Genomic DNA, 20,926 nt, shown 5'->3' with positions numbered 1-20,926 from the left:
TGGTTCCTGCACACCGCGGACGCCACCTGCCCGTTCCTCACCCCGGGCCGCAAGAGGGTCCCTCTCGAACCACTGCCCCCGGATTGCCGTCCCCTGGAGTTCACGGGCTACGACCAGGCCCTGGAGTGGTGCGAGACCGAACGGGCCAATCTCGTCTCCGCAGTCCACCGGGCCGCCGCGTCCGGCCACCCGGGTATCGCCTGGCGACTGCCCGCGGCACTGTGGGGGTTCTTCTACCTCCGCAGTCACCTGTACGACTGGCTCCACTCGGCCGAGACGGGAGTCGCAGCCGCCCGCAGCATCAACGACCGCGAAGGCCTGGCCCGTCTGATCCAGGAGCGGGCCAACGTTCTGGGTGAGCTGGGCCGGTACGACGAAGCCGTCGCCGACTACCAGCAGGTTCTGATCCTCTACCGCGAACTCGGGGACGCTGTGGGCACCTCGCAGACCGTGGGCAATCTGGGCAATGTCCATCTGCAATTCGGACGGCTCGACAAGGCCGTCGAGTGGCTCCGCCAGGCGCTGGCGATGGACCGCCATCTCGGTCGTACCTGGGGGGTGGGCATCGCTCTGGCCAACCTGGGTGACGCATACCAGCGACTCGGGCGGTTCGACGAGGCCACCAGCTGCCTGGAGGAGGCGCTGAGCGTGCTTCGCACCAGTGGCAATCGCTGGGTCGAAGGCGTGACGCTCGACATCCTGGGCACGGTCGCACACCGGCTTCACGCCCTTGACGACGCGATGGAGCACTACCACCAGGCCCTGGCGGTGCACCGGGACATCGGCAACCGGTGGGGAGAAGGCCACACCCTGGCCCACCTCGGCGATGCGTACCTGGATGCCGGTGAACGGGAGGCGGCCCGCACCAGCTGGCGAAGAGCACTGGTGATCTTCGAGGAGTTCGGCCATCAGGACGCCGAGGAGATCCGGGACCGGCTCCGTCGCCTCGACACACAGCCGCGATCCTCCTGACCGCCCGTTGACTACGGCGGGAATGGGGCGGGACCAGGGTACGAGGCGGCCGACTGCGTCATCGTCCATCCGTTCCCGCGCACATGGACGAGTGTGTGTGCGGGGGCGCGTTGTGCGGTGCCGGTGGGAACCGTGGAGTCGGCCTTCCATGACGCGTCCGCCGGCAGCGCGGTGAGCGGCCACGCCACATGGGCCATCGTGCACGCCAACTGCAGCATGGCCAGGTGGCTGAGAGGAGGGACATTTTCGGGGAGCTGGACGGAGAAGGTGCCGTCGTCGTCGATCACCACGTCCGGTGTACCGGTCAGGCGGGGCAACTCCGCGGTGGCCGTGGCGGCCTCGCTCGGGGTCGGTCCGTCGAACAGCAGGCGCACCACGGCCCTGAAGTGCCCTGCGTCACCGATGCGGCGGGGGGAGGGCGTCAGACGTCCCTCGTGCAGGAAATACAGGGAGATGCTGGTGGGCTCCGGGGGCGTCGGACTGAAGGAGCGCATGCCGCTCGCCGGTGCGCCGGCCTCGATGACTTCGGACCGGGGGGCGCCGCACGCCGCAAGGGGGAACGCGGCCGCGAGCCGACCAGCAGCGCCGGTACGCGCGGGCCCTTCACCGGGCACCACCCGCGGTGGCGTCGTCGGCGGCGTCGCGGAGCAGGGAGAGTTCGACCGTGAACGCCGCACCGCGCCCGGGCACATTCGACGCTGATGCGTCCTCCGTGCAGGTGGACGTTCTCCGCCGTGATGGCCAGGCCCGGTCCGCTGCTCTCGCTCCTGGCCCATGATGTGCTCGCCTTGTAGAAACGCTCGAATATGTGCGGCATGGCTTCCTCGGGAATCCCCGGTCCACTGTCGGTCACTTCGATGACGGCCCACGCCACGTCCGCTCGTTCCTTGCGCACGCCCATGGTCAGCCGTACCGGCGGCGCCCCGTGCCGCAGCGCGTTGCCGACCAGGTTGGCCATCACCACGTCGAGTCGGCGCGGATCCACCCGCGCCCGGAGCATGCCCGGTCGGGGCAGATGAGTCTCCACCTGGCCCTGCCAGCCCCGAGCGGCGAGAGTGCGCTGTACGGACTCGGCCAAGTCGACCTCGTCCACGTTGAGGTCCGCCGCTCCCGCGTCGAAGCGGGAGATCTCCATCAGGGCCTCCACCAGCTCGCTCAGCCGGGCCGTTCCCTCGCTGACGAGCCGCAGCACATCGCCGGTCTCCTGGTCCAGGCGCGGCGCGTTCTCGTCCAGCACGTCGGTGACCGCTGCCAGGGCCGCCAGCGGTGTGCGCAGCTCATGGGACACATCCGCCACGAAGCGGCGGGCCTGGGCCTCCATGCGGCGCAACTCGGCGACCTTGCTCTCCAGTTCGGCCGCTGTCTCGTTGAAGGACCGTGAGAGCTCCAGCCAGTTCGTCGGAGCCGGTGACGGCCAGCCGGACGTCGAGGTGCCCCGCGGCCATCCGACGCGTCGCCCGGCGCAACACCCGTACGGGACGGAGCACGCCGCTCGAAGCGAGCAGCGCCAGGACGACGGCGAGGCACAGGGCCACCAGGGTGGCGTGCTCGATGCCGCTGACCATCGCCCTGACGTAGGACTCTTCGGTGTTCTGCGGCACCACCAGGTACATCACCATCCCTGAGAGCCTGGACTCCGTGCCCTTGCCGGTCGTGTAGGTGACCGGCATTCCGACGACGAGCCAGGGATGCCCGTCGGCGTTCACCCGCTGGAACACCGCGGCCCGTTTGGCCTGCACGGACCGGCGCAGTGCGGGGCTCAGCTTATCGAAGTCGGCGCTTGGCGCGGAGGCGCGGAGGCCGCCGTACGTGGCCATGACCCGCCACCCCGATGCCTGGTTGGCGTGGAGTACCTGGTTCACCGCCGATTGCAACTGCGACTGGTCCGGCGCCGGGGGAGTGTAGACGGCCACGGCGTCGACGCTCGCCCGGAACCGCTGGATGACGGAGTCCTGGCTCTGCTGCAGCACCCCCGTGCGCGCCTCCCGGAAGGCCAGGGTGCCGGCTCCCCCGGCGCTGGCCATGGCCACCAGCACGAAGGCCGCCATCAGGCGCGGACGCAGGCCCCGCAGCGGAAGCGGGACTCGCCCCAGAACCGCCCGAGGAACCGCGTCGGCCTGGCGTCCCGCCCGGCCGCGATGGCCTCGCCTTCGCGTGGGACCTTTGGTGCCCGCTCGGATCTCCGGCTGCTCATGAGGTGCCGAAACGGTACCCGAAGCCGCGTACGGTCTGCACGTACCGGGGATTCCTGCCCTCACCGAGCTTGCCGCGCAATCGCTTCACGCAGGCGTCCACGGGCCGTATGTCGCCGTGGTAGTCGTGCTCCCAGACCGCTTCCAGCAGCTGCTGGCGGCTGAACACCTGGCCGGGCGAGGCCGACAGGGTCAGCAGCAGCCGAAGCTCGGAGGGGGAGAGCACGACAGGCTTTCCCCGGTGGGTCACCACGAGCCCGACCCGGTCGATGACCAGCTCGCCATGCGACTCCGCCCTGGGCCGGACACTGTCCGGGACCGACACGCCGTGCCTGCGCAGTACGGCCCGTATGCGCGCGTCGATCACCCGGGCCCCCACGGGCTTGACCACATAGTCGTCCGCGCCCACCTCCAGCCCGACGACCACGTCGACGTCGTCTCCCTTGGCCGTCACGATGATGATCAGCACCTGGTCGCGGGCCCTGATCCGCCGGCAAACGTCGAGGCCGGACATGCCGGGCAACATGAGATCGAGCACGACGACGTCGGATGGAACTGGCGGAGCTGTTCCAGGCCCTCTTCGCCCGTTCCGACGGCGAGGACCTCGTGCCCCTGATGCCGCAGGCCCAGTCGAAGGGCCTCACGAACGTCTTGGTCATCTTCGACAAGCAAAACTCGTGGCACTTCGGCAGTCTAAGCAAATCGGGATGGGGCGACCGTCCTGCGCAGAGTGCCGCCCGACAGCCGTTACAGAACGATCACAGTGGCTCGAAGGTCGGTCGTGGTCCGCCGAAGACGCCCTGACCGTCTTGGCACCCGCCGACCAGGCCAAGGCGCGCAAAGGGGTGCAAGGCGACGTCAATGGACTGTTCCTGGTGGAGCCGACGACCATCGGACTTCTCGGCGGCGGCGTCGGCGCCGCCCTGGGCATGGCCGTCGTGGTCGCCGTCTCCGGCATCAGGCAGTGGACCCCGGTCCTGGACGTCCGTCTCGCTCTCGGAGCCCCGGTCGCTGGAGCCCTCGTCGGACTACTGGCCGGTCTCCACCCGTCACTTCGGGCCTCCCGCATGGAGCCCGTCGACGCTCTGCACTCCTGAAAGGTGTGCCGGGAAAGCTCGCGGCGTCACGGTGCCGTGGCGGAGCGACCCGATGCGGCGGCGTCCCGGCAGCACCAGCCGTCGGTGTTCACGGGCACCCATGAATGGCCTGCTCCGCTGCTCTGACAGCCCTTCCGGCTCGGCGCCTCCCGTGCTTCGATCACCGCTTGACCGAAGCACGAGGACAGAGGGGACCCCATGCATTCGCACGAACTTTCCCGCGATGCCGCGAGAGCGGCACCCCGAGCCCGGCCGCTGCCTGGGTCCCACGCTGCTGCCACGATGAACATCCGTCCGGACCGGATGATCACCCCTGACAACGTGCTTGCTCTCCAACGGTTCGCAGGCAATGCGGCGGTGGCCAGGTCACTGGAGGGAGAGCGTCACCGTCACGACGAGGGCTGCGGGCATGCACCAGCCGTACAGCGCTCGGCCGTGCACGAGGTGCTGCGCTCAGGCGGAACGCCTCTGAGTGGGCCTCTCCGCGCAGAGATGGAGGCACGGCTCGGCGCGGACTTCTCCGACGTGAGGATCCACTCCGGCCTCACCGCGCAGCGCTCCGCGGAGGAAATCGGCGCGCGCGCCTACACCTCGGGCAGCCATGTCGTCATCGGCACGGGGGGCACGGACAAGCACACCCTCGCGCACGAGTTGACGCATGTCATCCAGCAGCGCCAGGGTCCGGTCTCGGGCACTGACAACGGCAGCGGACTGCGCGTCAGCGACCCCGGGGACCGCTTCGAGCGAGCGGCTGAAGACAACGCCAGGCGTGTGATGGCCGGCCCCGTGCCGGTGCATACGGAGCAGTGACTCGGAGACCGGCCCGGACGCCGGTCCTCGCAGGACGATGTCGAGGCGGCTGTCGACCGTCGTCGACTGCCGCCTGCGAACCCGGTGCGTCCCGGCCCGCCCCCACGATCAAGGACCTTGGAGCCCCCATCGCGGGGACGGGCACCTCTCCACCGACGGGAGGCCGCCCGCGCCCCCTTCCAGGGCGAGGACGGATTCCCCGGGGTTGGAACAGGAACAGGAGCAGTGGTCCCGGTCGGAGGTGGCCTCGGATCAAGTCCTGCCGCTGTGCGACGGACCGAAGAACTCGATTTCGGCGACGGCCACCTGCTTCTGTGCGGAGATCCCGTAAGAGGACTCGATGGTGAAGCGGACCGCGATGACCTCGCCGACCCGGAAGGCGCGCGGCTGAGGACCCGCACCCTGGTCGAGGGTGATGTCACGCGTCTCGGTCTTTCCGCTGGGCCGCGTGATGCGGGCCTCGATGCGGTGCGGCAGGGCCGATTGGGAGATCTTGTCGGCCCGGGGCGACTCTCCCGGTGTGATGACCAGGTCGAGCAGCCGGGTGGGCTGGTCGAACCGCGCTTCGAGCCACTGGCCCTGTCCGGACTGGGAAACCCCGGGACCCCACCATGTGTTGCTGATCCTGTCGAACGCCAACTCGGGCGCGTGCGCCGGGTAGGAGCGGGACGCGGCCCAGCGGTCCGGTGAGACCGGCGCACGCTTGGCGAAGTGGTCGCGGGTCGCCTGGACCCCCTTGGGGATGTTGACGACCAGCACGATCAGCAGGATCAGCACAACCGCCGCACCCACCCACCCGAGGATGTGGTCGAAGGCGCGGCGCAGCCGTGGACGCTCTCCCGCCCACGGAGCCTCACGATCGCCGCGGGCCAGGATCCGCCGCCACCAGGGCAGTCGCCACGCGACCTGCTCGTCTCCGGCCATGGGCAGCGCACACCGGACACAGAAGTGCCGATCGGGCCGGTTGGGTGTCGCACACCAGGGGCACGGGATCCCGCCCTGCGCACCCGCTTCCTCGCCCGGAGCCCGTACGGCCTGCGGGCGCTGGGGGATTGGGCGGCCGGGCAGCACCGGGGCGACGGAGGCGGGTTCTTCGGAACGGGGCTCGGGGTCGCCGACGGGGACGAGCAGGCGGCGGGCACGGGTGGTCATGCCCTCCGCTTCGCCGGTGTCCGATGCCGGGCGCGCGGGCGCGACGGGCACGGTGGGCGCGGTGTCGTCCGAGGCCAGGATGCCGGTGAGGCCGGGGAAGGCGTCACCGGGTCCGACGGGCCTGGATGGCGCCGGTGACGCCGAACCGCCGCCTCGGTTCGGTGACGAGTCGGAGGAGTCCGGCGAGGCGGAGGCGGCGGGTTCGACCGGTGACGCCGCGGGGGGCGTCTCACCGGGGTCACCGCCGACTGCGCCGACTGCGCCGGAACCCCCCACGGCATCCACGGCGCGCACGTCGGAAGCCGCCGCGGACGCGCCGGGCGTGGCGTGCGAAGTACCGGCCCCGCCCCGGGCAGCCGCTGCCGCGGCCCGCTCCCGTTCTCCCCAGCTCAGCACTGCACCGCAGGCCTCGCAGAACGACTGGCCCGGTTCCGCGCGGGTGCCGCATTCGGCGCAGTTCTGGGTGGTCGTCATCTCTCCGGTGTCCTTTCGGCAGATCCGGCGCGCAGGGCCGGTGGGGCAGGTTCGTCGGCGGTCACTTGGACCGTGTACGGCATGTGGGCGGGCCGGGCGGCGGCCACCAGGACGTTCAGGCGGTGGAGGTCCGCGGCAGTCGGGTCGGGCAGCTGGAGGCGCACGTGCAGTCGGGGGCGGGGTTCGCCTGGTACCGGGCCGAGCGGGCGGGCGCTCCAGGCGGCGGCCCCGCTCTCGCTGATCTCCGGTTCCACGCCGAAGGCGAGCCGCACTGCCTCGGCCAGCCCGTGCCGGGTACCGCGGACCCGGTGCAGATACGCGGCGGCGGCCACGGCGGCCCGCAGCCGCGGCTCCGGTTCTGTGCCGTCCGTTTCCGCCCCCACCCAACCGCCCAGCCACTGCACGAAGTCGAGCGGGGCCAGGGACGGCCGGAAGTAGCTGTCGAGGCAGTCGAGCACGTTGAGCAGCGGCGCGATCACCTCGTCGAGCCCGGCGACGAACCGCTGTGCGAGGTCGTCGTCGGCGAACACGCTGGGCAGCATCGCCCCGATCGGCATGGACGAACCGAGACCGTCGACGGAGCCGCGCATCAGGAGTCGTCCCCGATCACGCGCACCCGGTGGTCGAAGGAGAACACCAGCGACGGCGGCGACAGATCGATCCGGTCGGTCGCCTCGCCGCGTTTGCCGGTCAGCGGATCGGCGGGGTGCAGCACCACCTGGTCGACCAGCTCCACCCCCGGTACGCGCTGCAGCACGGCGAACACCTCGCCGGACTGAACTGGCCGGCCGAACGGCCACCCGGTGCCGTCCGCACCGCCGGTGAGCGGGTCGAGGTGGCGGTAGAGGGCGTCGTGCGCCTTCCGCCGCACCCGTTCGGTCTCGACACCGCGGAAGGCGTGCACCGTGGCCACCACCGTGACGCCCTGGTAGTACGGCGGCCCCACCGCCAGCCGCGTACCGATCAGCCGCCGTTCGTCCAGGTACCGGGTGATCCGGTTCAACAGGGCGTCGCCGGGCACCAGTTGCTCGAAGCGGAGCCGGCCGCCCGGGTCCGGGACCGCCTGCGGCACCACCAGTACCCGCACGGCGTACGCCCCGTGCTCCTCTTCCTCACCCTCCAGACAGGTGATACGGGCGGTCTCCGGTGCTGCACGGCGGGCCAGTTCCTCGTAGTCGCGCAGGGTCACCGCGCGCTCCTGGGCGCGCAGTGTGATCGGTGCACGGACCTTCGCCTCGGCCACGGTCTCCCCGTCCACACCGCCACGCGCCGCCTCGCGGTTGACGACCTCGGAGATGTACGGGATGGAGCTGCGCATGATCTGTATGGCGCCCCGGGCCACATTGCCGGCGCGGCCGCCGCCGATGCGGTAGCGGCGGGCACGGATCGGCGACCCCTTCGGGGCGACCATCCCGTACTGCCGCAGGGAGCCGTCGGGTTGGCGTACCGCCGGACCGAAGGCGATCTCTCCGGTCGTGGCGTCCAGGGTGATGTGCCGGTCGTTCGGTCCCGAGGCCGCGAAGTGCGGGACGACCTGCCAGTCGGTCCAGCCGTCGTGTTCGGCGGTCTGCAGCAGCACCGGCGGGTCGTCACCCACCACGGGCGCGTGTGCCAGGCGCAGCCGCTGCCCGGGCAGCCCGGTGGACTCGCCCAGCGCCTCGTCGTGCACCGTCTCGGCGTGCACGGCACCGGTGGTGCCACCGATGGTGAAGGCCTCCGCCGAGCGGAGCGTCGGGGAGGTGGTGTAGAAGGGCTGGCCCGGCAGCGGCTCGGTGACCCGGCAGCGCAGCCAGCCTGCCTCCTGACCGGCGCTGCGCGACAGCACGTGCCCGCCGGGCACGTGCAGGACCACCTCACCCGGGCGGTTGAGGCCACCCGTGCCGTCCCGGTCGACCTCGCAGGGCTGCCAGCCGTCCGCCGTCCACGCCTCCCACACCAGCGGGGGCTGGCGCGGGTCCACACCGACACCGTCCACCCGGCTGTCCAGGTCCAGCACGACGGCGCAGTGCGGTACGGCGGCGGACAGGCCGAGCAGCATGCAGTCGCCGGGGTCGGGCGACTCGGCGAAGCACAGCAGGTCCTTGTCCGCCTCGCCCAGGTCGTGCGTCCGGTCGACCGGCGACTCGCCCTTGTGCTGCACCAGCAGATGACGCAACTCGCAGGGGAGGATGGTCAGGTGCCGCTCGGTGGCGAAGACGACCGCGTCGTCGCTCTCGGTCCGCATGGTGGCGACCTCGGTGGCGACCGGCACGGCCACGGGCTCCTCCTGCGGCGCCGACAGCCAGAGCGTCACCTCCGTGCGGGCGGCGCTCGGCGGGAACAGGGTGATCCCCACCAGGTCCAGGAACGCCAGATGGTTCTTCTCCGGCACCCGGTTGAGCCGGTAGACGATCTGGTCGGCCATGTGGGCGACCGTCTCGACCAGGGTGACGCCGGGGTCGGAGACGTTGTGGTCGGTCCACTCGGGGGCACGCTGCTGGATGTAGCGCTTGGCGTCGTCGACGAACTGCTGGAAGCGGCGGTCGTCGAGATTGGGGGAGGGCAGGGCCATCAGCGGTCGCTTTCAGGGGAGTCGCCCGCGCCGGAGGCGTCGGGTTCCTCGTGGGACGGAATGACGTAGAACGGAAAGACGAGGGAGCGCGGATTGTTGGTGCCGCGGATCGAGTAGTGGACGTCGATGTAGAGAACGCTCTGGTCGGAGCCCGCCGTGACCTCGACGTCGTCGACCTCGATACGCGGCTCCCAGCGGTCCAGGCTCTCGTACACCTCGTGCTGGATGCGGCCCGCGGTCTGCTCGTTGACGGGAGCGAACACCAGGTCGTGGATCGCGCAGCCGAAGTCCGGCCGCATCGGCCGTTCGCCCGGCGCTGTGGACAGCACCAGCCGGATCGCCTCCTCGATCTCCTTCTCCCCGCTGACCATGGCGATCCCGCCGGTCGGCCCGATGCGCAGCGGGAACGACCAACCGGACCCGACGAACTGCTCGGCCATCAGGACTGCACCTGCCTTCTCTCACGACGGTTCACTAGATCGGCATCGGCACGGGGATGGTGGTGACGCCGAAGACGGGGGACCCGACCAGGGTGGTCGGCGCCTTGATCGTCGTGTTGACGGCCGCGGTGATCTGCACGGTGGCGCCGGCGGTGAGACTGGCGAGGCCGGCGGCCGTCAGGTTCAGGGCGCCCGCAGCGTTGACGCCGATCTGGCCCGCGGCGCGTACGTTGACCATGCCGCCGCCCTGGATGCTGAGCGGACCGCCGCTCTTGATGGTCAGGCTGCGCCGGGCGGTCAGCGACAGGTCCGCGCCGGCCTCCACCGACACCGACCGGCTGCCCTTGATCGTGACCGACCCCTTGCTGTCCACGACGATCTCGGTGTTCGTCCGGTCCAGGTTGATGGTCAGCTGTTTGTCGCCGGAGATCAGCCGGACCCCCTGTTTGCGCATGCCGGTCTTCTGGCTGAGCAGGTCCATACGGTTGCCGTCCCGGTCGGAGATGGTGTGCCGGCTCGCCTTCTTGCGTGTGGCGTCGTGGAGCGGCTCACTGACGGGGGTCGGTTTGGCGTCGCCGTTGTACAGGCCGCCGATCACGAATGGATGATCGAGCGCCCCCCGGTCGAACGCGACCAGCACCTCGTCCTTGACGTCCAGCGGGAAGACCCCGCCACCGTAGCTGCCCATCTGCACGGTCCGCGTCCAGTCGCTGACGTAGTTGTCGTCCAGCCACGGGAACCGCAACTTGACCCGCCCCTGCTTGAGCGGGTCGTTCACGTCGGTGACCACCGCGTTGGCCACGCTGGGCAGCTGGGGAGCGGTGTCCGTACCGCCGGAGGCGAGTCCGTAGAGGGAGCGCCACTGCCGCCCGCTGACCGTGACCCACACCTCGTAGTGCTTGCCGTCGCCGAAGACGTGCCGTACGGAGGTGACGGTGTACTTGCCCTCGAAGGGTTTCCCGACGTGCGCCAGTGCCACCGGAACTCCCGGGCGCAGCTTGGGATTCCCCCGCGCGACGACCTCGAGCTCGGCGAAGGAACCGGTCACGTCGTCGGCAAGGGCGTCGGCGGCGAACTTCACCTCGCTCTGCTTGTCGTAGGGTGTGCCCGTCTCGACGAGCGTGGCCGCCTTGAACTTGCCGGCGGCCGCGCCCGGTGTGGTGCCGATGCTGATGCCGGGGTTGGTGGTCGCGGGCGAGGTCGCGGTGAGCTGCTTCCCCGTGGTCACGTCCCACCCGCGGGACTCGACCTTGGCCACCTGGTCGGCGGCGGTGACCGCGGCCCGCAGCCGCAGGATGTCGTGACCGGCCTGCAGGACGAACGGGCTCTTGTCGCCGTCGGTGTCCGGCGAGGGCGCACCGGAGGCCGGCTTGGGACTGACGAACTGGAACTTGCCCATCGCGTCGATGGACATCACCATCTCGTTCTCGTCGGCGAGCCGCGCGAGGAAGTCCCAGTCGGTGACATTGGACTGGCTGATGAACTCGTACACCGTCTTCGTCGGCTGGATCCGCCCGATCGGCACGCCGTCCATGGCGGCCAGCTTGCGGGCGATGTCGGACGCCTTCTGGTTGCGGTAGGCGGCCACCCGGCGCTGGCGCAGCAGGCGGTGCCCCAGATCGTAGCCGCGGACGACGGTGAAGGAGCCGGTGCCGTCGTAGTCGGCCTCGAGGGCGGTGACCTCGCCGGTCAGCAAGGGGTCGGAGGCTCCCTCTCCGTCGGCCACCGGCGCGAGCACCACCTTGGTGCCGAAGGTGATGTTCAGCTTGCCGAGGAGCAGCCGGTAGGGGTCCCGGAAGGTGAGCCGGAAGGCGGCCGGGACGCCGGCACCCTGGTCGACGTAGCAGTCCACCAGGTCCGGTTCGAACTCGTCGGGCAGTTTGGCGCCGCCGAGCTTCACCTCGACGACATTGGAATACGCGGACTGCACCATCAGGGGCGCACCTCCTCGCCGGCCGGCAGCACCAGTTCGGTGCCGGTCGGCAGGTGGGTCGGGTCGTCGATGTCGTTGGCCTCGGCGATGGCGCGCCAGGCGGCCGCGTCGCCGTACTCCTGCCAGGCCAGTGACTGCAGCGAGTCGCCTGCGACGACCCGGTGCACGCGCTGCGCGGTGAGCGCGCCGGAGGTCGGGTTCTGCCTCTTGGTCTTGCTGGGAATCTCGTGCAGCTGGAGCCGGCAGGTGGCCCGGATCGGGACACCGGTCGTCGAGAACAGCGTGTAGTTGGCCTCCACCGAGCTGACGTACGCCGTGAACCGGGCCGTCGAGAACGCCCCCCACTGGAAGATGACCCACGGAGGCGACGGCTGCTTGGTGCCCACGCTCTCGGGTGTCACTTCGCAGCAGGCGAGCAGCGACTCGACCTTCTTCAGGACGGTGTTGCTGGTCGGCTCGTCGGAGGAGTCGAGGAAGATCTCGACGCTCATCTCACGTGGATCCGAGCCCATGAACTCCGGTAGCGGCCCGGTCCGTTCGACCTGGGCCGGGGTGACCTTCCACTGGGCGCGGCGGGTCATCGACAGCTGCACCGGGTTGAAGTCGAAGCTGAATGTCTGGATCATCCCGCCGGGCTTGCGGCTCTTGCCCTTCGGCGGTTGGCGGATCGCGAGTGTGGCACGCACCAGGCTCTTGCCCGCTCCGCCCTTACTGCCCTTGGCCATGTCTGCTGACTCTTCCCTCAGTCCGTGAACCCGTGGTGGGCGATCTCCAGCACCTCGTTGGCGACGGCCGGGGAGCCGGGGTCGAGGCTGGGTCCCGTCCAGCTCACCGGCAGCACCTCGATCAGTCCCCAGCGGGCCACTTCGGAGCCGTCCGCGCGGAGCGCCGCGATCTGGGCGGTCGGCCGCTTGATCCCGGTCTGAACGGACGAGATCCACTTGGCGACCTTGGCGGTGTCCGGGGTGAGTGGGCGGGTCAGCCGGATGGTGGAGAACGTGACCCGGGTGGGCAGCGCCCAGACGAAGCCGTTGTTGCCACCCTCCTGGCGGTGCTCCACCTCCACCTGGGAAGCCAGCCCCTCGCATCCGTTGAAGTAGCCGAGGCTCTCGCCGTCGATGCTGAGGCTGAACCAGATGGTGGCTCCCGGGTCCTGGCGGGACATCGCGCATAGGCCTTTCTGTCGATGCTGTCTTGGTCCTGGTCAGCGGCGGGGGTCGCGGAGCCGCCCGATGCGCTCGCGGTCCAGGCGCAGTTCGGTGCGCATCAGGCGGGTGATGCGGCCGATGATCCGGTGCACGAGTTCGTCGAGCTGGAAGTCGGTGAGCTCGCGGGGGTCGAATCCGCCCGCGGGGATCTCCGTGTAGCTCGGCGGCCGGTCCCCGGACGGCGAGTACGGGGGTGGCTCGTGCGCGGGCGGCGAGTGGGGTGCCGCGGGTGGTGAGTACGGGGGTGGGGCATGGTGGCGGGACGGGGAGGGGCGTGAGGGGTCGACGCGGCGGGCGACGGTGACCGGTCCGGTCGGGTTGTCGGTGTCGGTGCCGACGGTGGCTGGTTGCGGTGCCGGGGGCCTGGGTCCTTGAGGGGCTTCCCTGAGGCGCTGGGCGACCGGGGGTGGGGCGGGGGGTGTCGTGGGGCGCGGGGTGAGGGGGGCTACGGGGAGTTGTGCCGCGCCGGCGCGGCCGGACACCTGCGTGACGGGTGACAGCGGCGCCGGGAGCGAAGGCACCGAGGGACGCGCGGGCGCCTGCTCGCCGGGTGCCGTCGCACGCTGAACGGCAGGGGGAGCGCCGGGTGCCGGCGCCGTCGGCCGGGGTGTGGCGGGCGGGGGCGCCGCGGGCGCGTGAGACGAGAGGGGCGTGAGGAGGGCGGGCTGGGGTGTGGCGTGGAGGGCGCGTTCCACTCCTGTGGGAAATACCCGAGTCGGTGTGCGGGGTGCCGGGGCGGGGGTGCGGGCCGCCGGAAGGGAGGGACCGGCCACGGGTGCGGCCTGGTCGGGCCGCGTGAGCAGCGGAGCGCCGAGGCGCGAGCGGGGGCGAGTGGTCGTGGTAGTGGGCGTGGTTGTGGTGGGCGTGCGCTGGGCGGTGGGAGCCGCGTGTGCGGGACGGGGGGCGGCACGGAACCCGGCGGACGGAGAGACGGGAGCACCGGCCTGCGATGCGGGCGTGGCTGGGACGGACGAAGGGGTCCGCCGGGTCGGCGGGTTCGCCGGACCGGGTTCAGCCGAGAGGGCCGGCCGCCCCGGAACGTTCGGCCGGGTGGACGGCTGCCGCTGGGCCGGAGCGCCGGGCTGGACCGGTGAGGTCGTCCGGATCGCGGGGGCGGGCTGGGCAGGTGCTGCGGAGCCGGTCGTGGGCGTTGTCCGGGACGGCGTCATGCGCTGGACCGCCCTGCCGGGACCGGAGAGCGGGGCAGCCTGCGCAGCCGGGTGGCCCGCTGGATGTCCATCGGGGTTCGGCTGGGGCGCAGGGGACTGGTGAGGGGAGGGGAGCCGCTGGATCGTGGGATTCGGTCGGGTCGAGGTACCCGGCTGCGCTGGTGGGGTCGGTCCCGTTGCGGGGGTCGGCGGGACCTGCGCGTTCGCCCCGGCCGAAGGACTCGGTCGGTTCGCAGAGGGGCTCGGCTGGGGCGACGCCGTCGGCTGGGCTGGCTGGGCCGGGCGGACCGGCGGGCTTCCGGCGGCGGGCCCTGCGGAGATCGGAGCACCGAGGCCCACGCGGGGGACCGGGCGGCGGGTGGCGCTTCGTTGAACGGGCGGTGTCGCGGCGGCCGGGGCGGCGGCCGGAGCCTCGGCCGAACGTCGTCGTCCGGGCGTGGACGCGCTGCCGCTGTCGGAGTCCGCCGGTGCGACTGAAGTTCCGTGAGTAGCCGATGCACCCGGTGTGTTCACCGCGCGTGCAGAGCCGGTCGTGGGGAGTGGCGATGGTGCGCTCGCCGGTGGCACCGGGGGAAGCGCGGCCCGCTGCACCTCGACGACGGGCTGCCGCAGGGAACCGTCCCGACGGCGATCACCGGCCGACTCCGATGCCAGGGTGGGACGGCTGGACGATGCCGGAGTGGGATCGCCGGACACAGGACCGTCGGGGGCCATGGAATTAGGCACGGCGGTGGTCGGGGTCGGACGGTCGGGGCCGGTTGTCGGTCGCTGTTGGGTGGTCGGGGCTGGGTGGTCGGAGCCGGTTGCCGGTCGCCGCTGGGCGGTCGGGGCTGCCCCGCCGGAGCGGGACACGTCTCCGGTCGACTCGGCGTCCGCCGTACCGCCGACGGACCGGCCGGAAAGGGCGCGTCCGTCGGACCGGCCGGAAGGGTTGCGCCCGACGGACCGGCGGGAGAGGCCGCCCGCGGCGGGCTGGGCGGAAGGGCCGCCCTCCTCGGCGCGGCCGGTCATGGACCTCTGGACGGGAATGTGGCGCGCTGCCGGGCCGTCCACCGCAGGCGTGACGGCCCCCGGTGGCCCGGCGACGGCGATGGACTCTGCCACCTCCGCCCCGGAGCCGACGGGGGCAGTGACCGATGCCCGCGGTACCTCCGGCCCGGCTTCGGCGCCGCGGGCCCGGCCGTCCTGGCCGTTGTCCGTCGGCGCCGTACGCGTCTGCTGGGCCGGCCCGCCCGCGCTGGGTGCGGACCTCGCTGCGGAGGCCGACCCGCCCGCGGGCGCGGAAAGCCGTCGGGCCGTCGGCAGCGTCCGCCGCTGCACCGCCGTCGGACCGGTCCGCGCCTTCGTCAGAGTCCTCGGAGCAGGCGCCGGGCCGGACGGGATTGGTGTCACCCGGAGACCGGAGCCAGGCGGCGGTGGGGTCACCACCGGGGCGGACGGCAGTTGTGGCGACACCACGAACGTCTCGGATCCGGTCATGGCCGACGCCTGTACCGACGTGGTGGAAACCGGATCGCCCTGGATCGCCCGCTGCACCGATGGGGTCCGGCCGGCAGAAGTCCCCTTCCTGCGCGCCGCGATCACGTCAGGTGCCCGGCCGGCGGCTCCTGACGAGTCCGCGCCGGTCCGCACCGCCCTCGATGGCGCCGCGGACCCGGTGGTCGGCACGCGCGGCAGCGCCTCCGCACGCGTCGCCCTCGGCGCAGCCGCGGACAACGGGACCGCCGGGGCCCGCTGCACCGTGGCGCCCGGCGTTTCTCGGCCCGGCAACGGCAAAGTGCCCGCAGCGTGTTCGAGACCCGGTACAGGGTTTCCCGACCCGTGGTGTGCCGCTTGGCCGAGGACCGTGTTCGAACGCCCGTCCAGGACCGTGTAGGACGCCGCCGTGCCCATGAACGACGGGTTCTGCCAGGTCGGCAACCGCCCGCCGAACCCGGGGTCGGCCACTCCGGCACGACCGGCGGTGACCGCGGCGCGCTGGATGGGCGGCAGCCACCGCCAGGAGGCGGCGTCCACCGCCGGACCGCCAGCACCATCTGTCGGCCCGTCTGCGGGTGTGGTCCGCGGCGACGGTGACGCGCCGTCGCCGCCGTCGCTCGTCCGCCTGCGGAGCCGGTCCAGGAAAGCCACCGCTCAGCCCTCCGCCTCGGCTCGTGTCACCAGGGACGCGATCTGTTCGGTGTAGCGGCGGCGGTCGTGGTGTTCCAGGTCCAGGATCTGCTCCAGGCTCCAGTGGAAGTGGTAGGCGACGTACGCGATCTCCTCGTGCAGTCGGTCGGTCGCGTACGTCACGATTCCCCCAGGCGGCTCCCGCCGAGTTCCACCTCGAACGGCTCCGAGCAGTGCGGGCACTGGACGGCGGCGCGGGTGTGGCCCTCCGCGTTGATCTGGCGGTAGAAGTCCTGGAGGAACGCCAGGTCGGAGGCGAACATGTTCTCCACGATGCCGTCGTGCACCATGGCCAGCGTGCCCAGCCGGATGATGACCCGGCCGAGCAGCACCACCGACAGGTACGCCGGGTTCTCCTGCACCCGCACGTCGCGCAACGGGATCAGCTCGTCCCGTGCCGTCGACAGGCGCATCACGCCGTCCCGGTGCACCGTGCCCGAATCGTCGACGTACCCGCGCGGCAGTTGGAAGGGGAACTCGGTCCGCAGCTGCTGCCGCGGTGCGGTGCCGACGGGGGGCGCGGCCGGAGAGCCGGTCGGCGCCTCCGCCGGCGCGGCGGCGGGAGCCGACTGTGGGAAGTGGGCTCCCGCCGCCGTGGTCTGTGCCGCCGCAGGTGTCTTCGCAGGCGTACGCCGCATTACTCGATGACCAGTTCTTCGAACACGATGGTGACGGTCTCGGTCAGCGCGGAGGCCTCACCGGCCTTCACCGGGCTCATGTCGATCTTGCAGCACCAGGCGTTGCGCAGGTTGTACCGCTTCACCGGGTTGTCCTCGTAGTCCATCACGATGATCGAGGCGTTCTTGCGGGCGGAGGACATACGACCCTCGAGCGAGTCGTTGATCCACTGGGTGAACGAGTTCGACTGGGTCATACCCCGTACGACGGTGCACTGCCCGTCCTTCGCGGTGCCCGGCATCACCGCGATCTCGGTCTTGCCGGTCGCGCCGTTGTTCTGCGGATACTTGATGACGTCCTGCTCAAGGGTGATGCCGTTGACCTCGGAGAGGTACTCGACCATCACACCGTCGATCTGCAGACCGAAATTGTGTGAAGTAAGGGAGTCACCCGGATTCAGACTCATGTGTTCTCTGTCCTTCTGGGGCTGCTTGACGATGGCCTACGGGGCGACGCCTGAGGTGGCGCGCGAGGGGAGGTGGACGGAGCGCCTACTCCTCCAGCTCCCCGCTGCCGCTGGAGAACTGGGCCAGCCGGAAGATCACGAACTCGGCGGGCTTGACCGGCGCGATGCCGATCTCGCACACGACCCGGCCGAGGTCGACCGACTCCGGCGGGTTGGTCTCCTCGTCGCACTTGACGTAATACGCCTCGGACGGGCTCTGGCCGAACAGGGCACCGCTGCGCCACTCGTTGACCAGGAACGCGGAGATGTTGCGGCGGATGCGGGCCCAGAGGTTGTGGTCGTTCGGCTCGAACACCACCCACTGGGTGCCGATCAGGATCGACTCCTCCAGGTAGTTGAAGTACCTGCGGATGTTCAGGTACCGCCACGCCGGGTCGGAGGAGAGGGTGCGGGCGCCCCAGACGCGGATACCGCGGCCGGGGAAGGCACGGATGCAGTTGACGCCGATCGGGTTGAGCAGGTCCTGCTCGCCGCGGGTGATCTGCAGCTCGAGGTCCACGGCGCCGCGGACGACCTCGTTGGCCGGCGCCTTGTGCACGCCGCGCTCGGCGTCGTTGCGGGCCCAGATGCCGGCGACGTGGCCGCTCGGCGGGATCATCCGGGTCTCGCCGCTCGCCGGGTCGAAGGTCTTGATCCAGGGGTAGTACAAGGCCGCGTACTTGGAGTCGTAGCCGGCCGTCTCCTGGCGCCAGACACGGATCTGACGGGCGTTCTGGGAGGGCGGGGGGTCGATAATGGCGACACGGTCGCCCATCAGCTCGCAGTGGGCTATGAGACCGAGCTGGACGGCCTTGACGGCCTCCAGGTCGATCGCGCCGCGCTGGTAGGCGGCCATCAGGTCGGGCACCGCGACCATGGAGATCTCGTCGATCGCCTCCAGGCCGCCGAAGCCGGTGCGGTCCGCGGAGTCGCCGAGGTACTGGGCCGGGCCGGGATGCGAGTCCTCGCCCGCCTTGTCCGGTGCGGCGGGCGCGGGCGCCTTCAGGGCCACCGTCTGGTTGTCGGGGCGGACCAGCTGCGCGGCCGGTGCGGCCTCGGTGACGGTGATGAGCTTCGAGCGCTCCTTCACCTGGGTGACGACGTAGTTGCGGCTGCCCTTCTTGGCGGTCACGTCGTAGCTCTCGACGGTCTTGTCGCCGTCCTTGACGATCAGCTTGAACCGCTCGGCCGGGCCGTCGCCCTCCGGGTCGGCGACCTCGACGCTGAGCGGGCCGCTGCTGCCTGGGGCGTTGGCCGTCACGGTGAACGTGCCGAGCTGTGCGGGCTCGGCCGCGGGCAGCTCGCCCCTGGCGGCGGAACCGTTCACGGCGGCCGGCGCGGAGCCGTTGACGGTGGCGTCCTCGGCGGAGCCGCCCACGCGGACGACGTAGGCCGCCGTGCCGCCGTTCTGGAAGAAGCCGTAGACGGAGTGGGCGAGGTAGTACCCGTTGGTGAACTCACCGAAGACCGTCACGTATTGGGTCCAGTTGGTCACCAGCGTCGGCTCGTTCAGCGGGCCGGTCGGGGCGAGCCCCACGAAGGCGGCGACCGACGTGCCAACCCCCTCGATGGGGCGCGAGCCACTGGCCACCTCCTCGACGTAGACGCCGGGCGACAGGTAGGACGGCATGCTCTGCTCTCCTCGGGGGTACGAGTCAGGTACATCCGCAGCCTCACGTGCGCGGGAAGCCCCCGGGAACGGCCTCAGGTGTCTGCCGGGGGGCAAGAGGTGTGCCCATAAGGGCAGTCGCAACTCGTCTCCCCTGTCCGAACGGATGCCCTCAAGTCTCTCCGCGCCCTGAGGACCCCCGCGCGACACTGGAACGTCAGTGCCGGAGGGGGAGGGAGCGGCATGCCGGGGATCAGGCAGGCCGCCCACGGTGAGTCCGCCGGGACGGCCGACCGGGAGCAGCCTCACCGTGACGCGGTTCGGCTCTTGGGCCGCCGAACGGCGCGGAACCGACGCCGGCCGTGCTGCGAAGACCCGGGAGACGATCACCGCCCCCACCACCGGGTACGACCCGACGGGCGGAGCGATGTACGGCGAAAGCCGGTCGTCCACATCGTGAAGCGACCCGGCAACAGACGGTAAGAGAAGCGGCGAAGAGAAGCGTTGGCACCTACATGACCCTTTGGACCTCCCTGGAGCCCGCGTCCGCGACGGTGGACCCCGGTGGCAGTACGACGGTGCGGCTGCGGTTGCGCAACACCGGCGACGTGGTGGACGAGTACCTTTTCGAGCCGACGGGGCCGCTCGCTCCCTGGACGAGGGTGGTGCCGCAGACGCTCCGCCTGTATCCCGGGACGACGGGGACGGTGGAACTGATCTTCGAGCCGCCCAGAACCCCCGACGCGACCGCCGGGCCGAACCCGTACGCGGTGCGGATCACGCCGACCGAGCATCCGGAGGCCGTGACCGTCCCGGAAGGGAACCTGACCATCACGCCGTTCATGGAGGTTCGCGCCGAACTGGTGCCGCCGACCGTGAAGGGCCGCTTCCGCGGACGGCCCCGGCTGGCGGTCGACAACCTGGGCAACACCAAGCTCACCGCCTCGGTCAGCGGCAGCGACACCGGCGACCAGTTGTCGTACGACATCCGTCCCAGCAATGTGCAGATCGAGCCCGGAAGGGCCGCCTTCATCAAGGCGACGCTGAAGCCCCGGCAGATCATCTGGTTCGGGTCGAAGGAGCAGCGGCCCTACATCCTGTCCGTGCTCCGCTCCGGAGCCGAGCCCCTTCCCGTCAACGGGACGTACATCCAGCGCGGTTTCCTGCCCCGCTGGCTGGCCACCTTCTTCGGCGTGCTCCTCGCCCTGACCATCACCTTCGTAATGCTCTGGATCGCGTACAAACCCCAGGTCAGCTCAAAAGCCGTGGAGAAGATCGCCGAGGCGGGCACCACCCTCGCCCCGTCCCGGGCAGCCACCCCCTCAGCCGCCCCGCCCCTCAGTTCCGCACCTCCGCCCGAGCAGTCCCCAGCCGAGCAGTCCCCGGCCGAATCACCGAAGGCCCCCGCCGCCGGCAGCGGTTCCGGTGGTGGCGGCGGTGAGTCCACCCCGCCGCCCGTCGTACCGGCGAAGAACATCCTGCTGCGCAACACCCACAGCAACAAGTGCGCCAACATCCCGTACTACGACGGAGGGCAGCCCAAGGATGCCGTCGACCAGTGGACCTGCGACCGTACCGATCAGGACAACCAGCTCTGGAACCTCGATGTGAAGGACGACAACGGCGGCCCCGGCGGGCAGCCGCTCTTCCTCATCGAAAACGTCAAGAGCCCCCACTTCTGCATGGACCTGGACGGCACCGGTGCGGAACCGCACACGACACCGGTCCAGATCTACACCTGCGACGGTACGACCGCCAACAACCAGCTCTGGTGGCTCGACAAGCAGTCGAACGGTGCCTACTGGATCCGCAACTACGCCAGCTCCGACCTGTGCCTGGACGTGAGCGGCCACGCCGACGGCAGTGACGGCAAGGACGACACTGCCGAGGGCGCCAAGCTCACCATCTACGACTGCAGCAACGACGACGACCAGGAGTGGGAGATCGTCCATCCTTCTCAGGGCTGAGGGGCCGACCTGACCGACCCGGCCGGTGCGGTGGCGCCGGCCGCAGTCCGCAGCCCTTGT

At 71.0% G+C, this 20,926-nt stretch carries 17 protein-coding genes and 3 pseudogenes; 5 read left to right on the top strand and 15 right to left on the bottom strand.

The window, feature by feature from the left end; translation table 11 throughout:
- The coding region (locus IE318_RS41405; protein WP_189908031.1) for a tetratricopeptide repeat protein at positions 1-972 on the top strand (972 nt) is incomplete at its 5' end.
- Positions 973-983: 11 nt separating this feature from the next.
- On the opposite strand, the gene IE318_RS41400 is transcribed toward IE318_RS41405, so the two are convergent.
- The 3 genes and pseudogenes from IE318_RS41400 to IE318_RS41390 form a co-directional block, all read right to left on the bottom strand.
- Positions 984-1,466 (bottom strand): GerMN domain-containing protein, encoded by a 483-nt coding sequence (locus IE318_RS41400; protein WP_229904114.1) that lies wholly within the window; start codon positions 1,464-1,466, stop codon positions 984-986.
- 109 nt (positions 1,467-1,575) lie between these two features.
- Positions 1,576-3,020: pseudogene (locus IE318_RS46770) on the bottom strand (ATP-binding protein).
- 142 nt (positions 3,021-3,162) lie between these two features.
- Positions 3,163-3,794, bottom strand: a pseudogene (locus IE318_RS41390) (winged helix-turn-helix domain-containing protein).
- Here IE318_RS41390 and IE318_RS45780 point away from each other — a divergent pair.
- The 3 genes and pseudogenes from IE318_RS45780 to IE318_RS41380 form a co-directional block, all read left to right on the top strand.
- Positions 3,714-3,968: a hypothetical protein gene (locus IE318_RS45780; protein ID WP_229904116.1), complete on the top strand. Its 255-nt coding sequence runs from the start codon at positions 3,714-3,716 to the stop codon at positions 3,966-3,968. The pseudogene IE318_RS41390 and the gene IE318_RS45780 sit on opposite strands and share 81 nt — an antisense overlap.
- A 5-nt stretch (positions 3,969-3,973) precedes the next feature.
- Positions 3,974-4,261, top strand: coding sequence for a hypothetical protein (locus IE318_RS41385; protein ID WP_229904113.1), 288 nt, complete (start codon positions 3,974-3,976; stop codon positions 4,259-4,261).
- Positions 4,262-4,459: 198 nt separating this feature from the next.
- A pseudogene (locus IE318_RS41380) lies at positions 4,460-5,053 on the top strand (eCIS core domain-containing protein); the annotation flags it as partial.
- A 270-nt stretch (positions 5,054-5,323) separates the two neighbouring features.
- Here IE318_RS41380 and IE318_RS41375 read toward each other — a convergent pair.
- From IE318_RS41375 to IE318_RS41320, 12 genes are all read right to left on the bottom strand, one after another.
- Positions 5,324-6,697, bottom strand: a complete 1,374-nt coding sequence (locus IE318_RS41375) for a zinc ribbon domain-containing protein (protein WP_189908030.1) — start codon at positions 6,695-6,697, stop codon at positions 5,324-5,326.
- Positions 6,694-7,287 (bottom strand): phage tail protein, encoded by a 594-nt coding sequence (locus tag IE318_RS41370; protein ID WP_189908029.1) that lies wholly within the window; start codon positions 7,285-7,287, stop codon positions 6,694-6,696. Before IE318_RS41370 ends, IE318_RS41375 begins: the two co-directional genes overlap by 4 nt.
- A complete protein-coding gene (locus IE318_RS41365; protein ID WP_189908028.1) occupies positions 7,287-9,248 on the bottom strand; it encodes a putative baseplate assembly protein in 1,962 nt (653 codons plus the stop codon). The genes IE318_RS41370 and IE318_RS41365 overlap by 1 nt, the downstream gene beginning before the upstream one ends.
- Positions 9,248-9,688: a GPW/gp25 family protein gene (locus IE318_RS41360; RefSeq protein WP_189908027.1), complete on the bottom strand. Its 441-nt coding sequence runs from the start codon at positions 9,686-9,688 to the stop codon at positions 9,248-9,250. The genes IE318_RS41365 and IE318_RS41360 overlap by 1 nt, the downstream gene beginning before the upstream one ends.
- Before the next feature lie 34 nt (positions 9,689-9,722).
- On the bottom strand, positions 9,723-11,621 hold the full coding sequence (locus IE318_RS41355; RefSeq protein WP_189908026.1) for a VgrG-related protein: 1,899 nt from the start codon (positions 11,619-11,621) through the stop codon (positions 9,723-9,725).
- Positions 11,621-12,346, bottom strand: coding sequence for a CIS tube protein (locus IE318_RS41350; protein ID WP_189908025.1), 726 nt, complete (start codon positions 12,344-12,346; stop codon positions 11,621-11,623). The genes IE318_RS41355 and IE318_RS41350 overlap by 1 nt, the downstream gene beginning before the upstream one ends.
- A gap of 17 nt (positions 12,347-12,363) precedes the next feature.
- The gene (locus tag IE318_RS41345) at positions 12,364-12,786 is read right to left on the bottom strand and encodes a phage tail protein (RefSeq protein WP_189908024.1); all 423 of its coding nucleotides are present in this window, start codon (positions 12,784-12,786) and stop codon (positions 12,364-12,366) included.
- A gap of 39 nt (positions 12,787-12,825) precedes the next feature.
- On the bottom strand, positions 12,826-13,350 hold the full coding sequence (locus tag IE318_RS41340) for an extensin (RefSeq protein WP_189908023.1): 525 nt from the start codon (positions 13,348-13,350) through the stop codon (positions 12,826-12,828).
- Positions 13,351-16,131: 2,781 nt separating this feature from the next.
- Positions 16,132-16,290 (bottom strand): DUF6760 family protein, encoded by a 159-nt coding sequence (locus IE318_RS41335; protein WP_189908022.1) that lies wholly within the window; start codon positions 16,288-16,290, stop codon positions 16,132-16,134.
- A complete protein-coding gene (locus IE318_RS41330; RefSeq protein WP_189908021.1) occupies positions 16,287-16,805 on the bottom strand; it encodes a hypothetical protein in 519 nt (172 codons plus the stop codon). The genes IE318_RS41335 and IE318_RS41330 overlap by 4 nt, the downstream gene beginning before the upstream one ends.
- Positions 16,805-17,251: a phage tail protein gene (locus tag IE318_RS41325; RefSeq protein WP_189908020.1), complete on the bottom strand. Its 447-nt coding sequence runs from the start codon at positions 17,249-17,251 to the stop codon at positions 16,805-16,807. The genes IE318_RS41330 and IE318_RS41325 overlap by 1 nt, the downstream gene beginning before the upstream one ends.
- Before the next feature lie 85 nt (positions 17,252-17,336).
- Complete coding sequence (locus IE318_RS41320; RefSeq protein WP_189908019.1) at positions 17,337-18,920, bottom strand: phage tail sheath subtilisin-like domain-containing protein; 1,584 nt, start codon at positions 18,918-18,920, stop codon at positions 17,337-17,339.
- Between the two features lie 494 nt (positions 18,921-19,414).
- Between IE318_RS41320 and IE318_RS41315 the strand changes: the two genes are divergently transcribed.
- On the top strand, positions 19,415-20,866 hold the full coding sequence (locus IE318_RS41315; RefSeq protein ID WP_189908018.1) for a ricin-type beta-trefoil lectin domain protein: 1,452 nt from the start codon (positions 19,415-19,417) through the stop codon (positions 20,864-20,866).
- The last annotated feature ends 60 nt before the right edge of the window (positions 20,867-20,926 follow it).

It is taken from the genome of Streptomyces spiralis, assembly GCF_014654675.1.
Classification (GTDB): Bacteria; Actinomycetota; Actinomycetes; order Streptomycetales; family Streptomycetaceae; genus Streptomyces; species Streptomyces spiralis.
The sequence above is the reverse complement of the archived record's forward strand: the minus strand, read 5'-3'. Positions and strand labels throughout refer to the sequence as shown.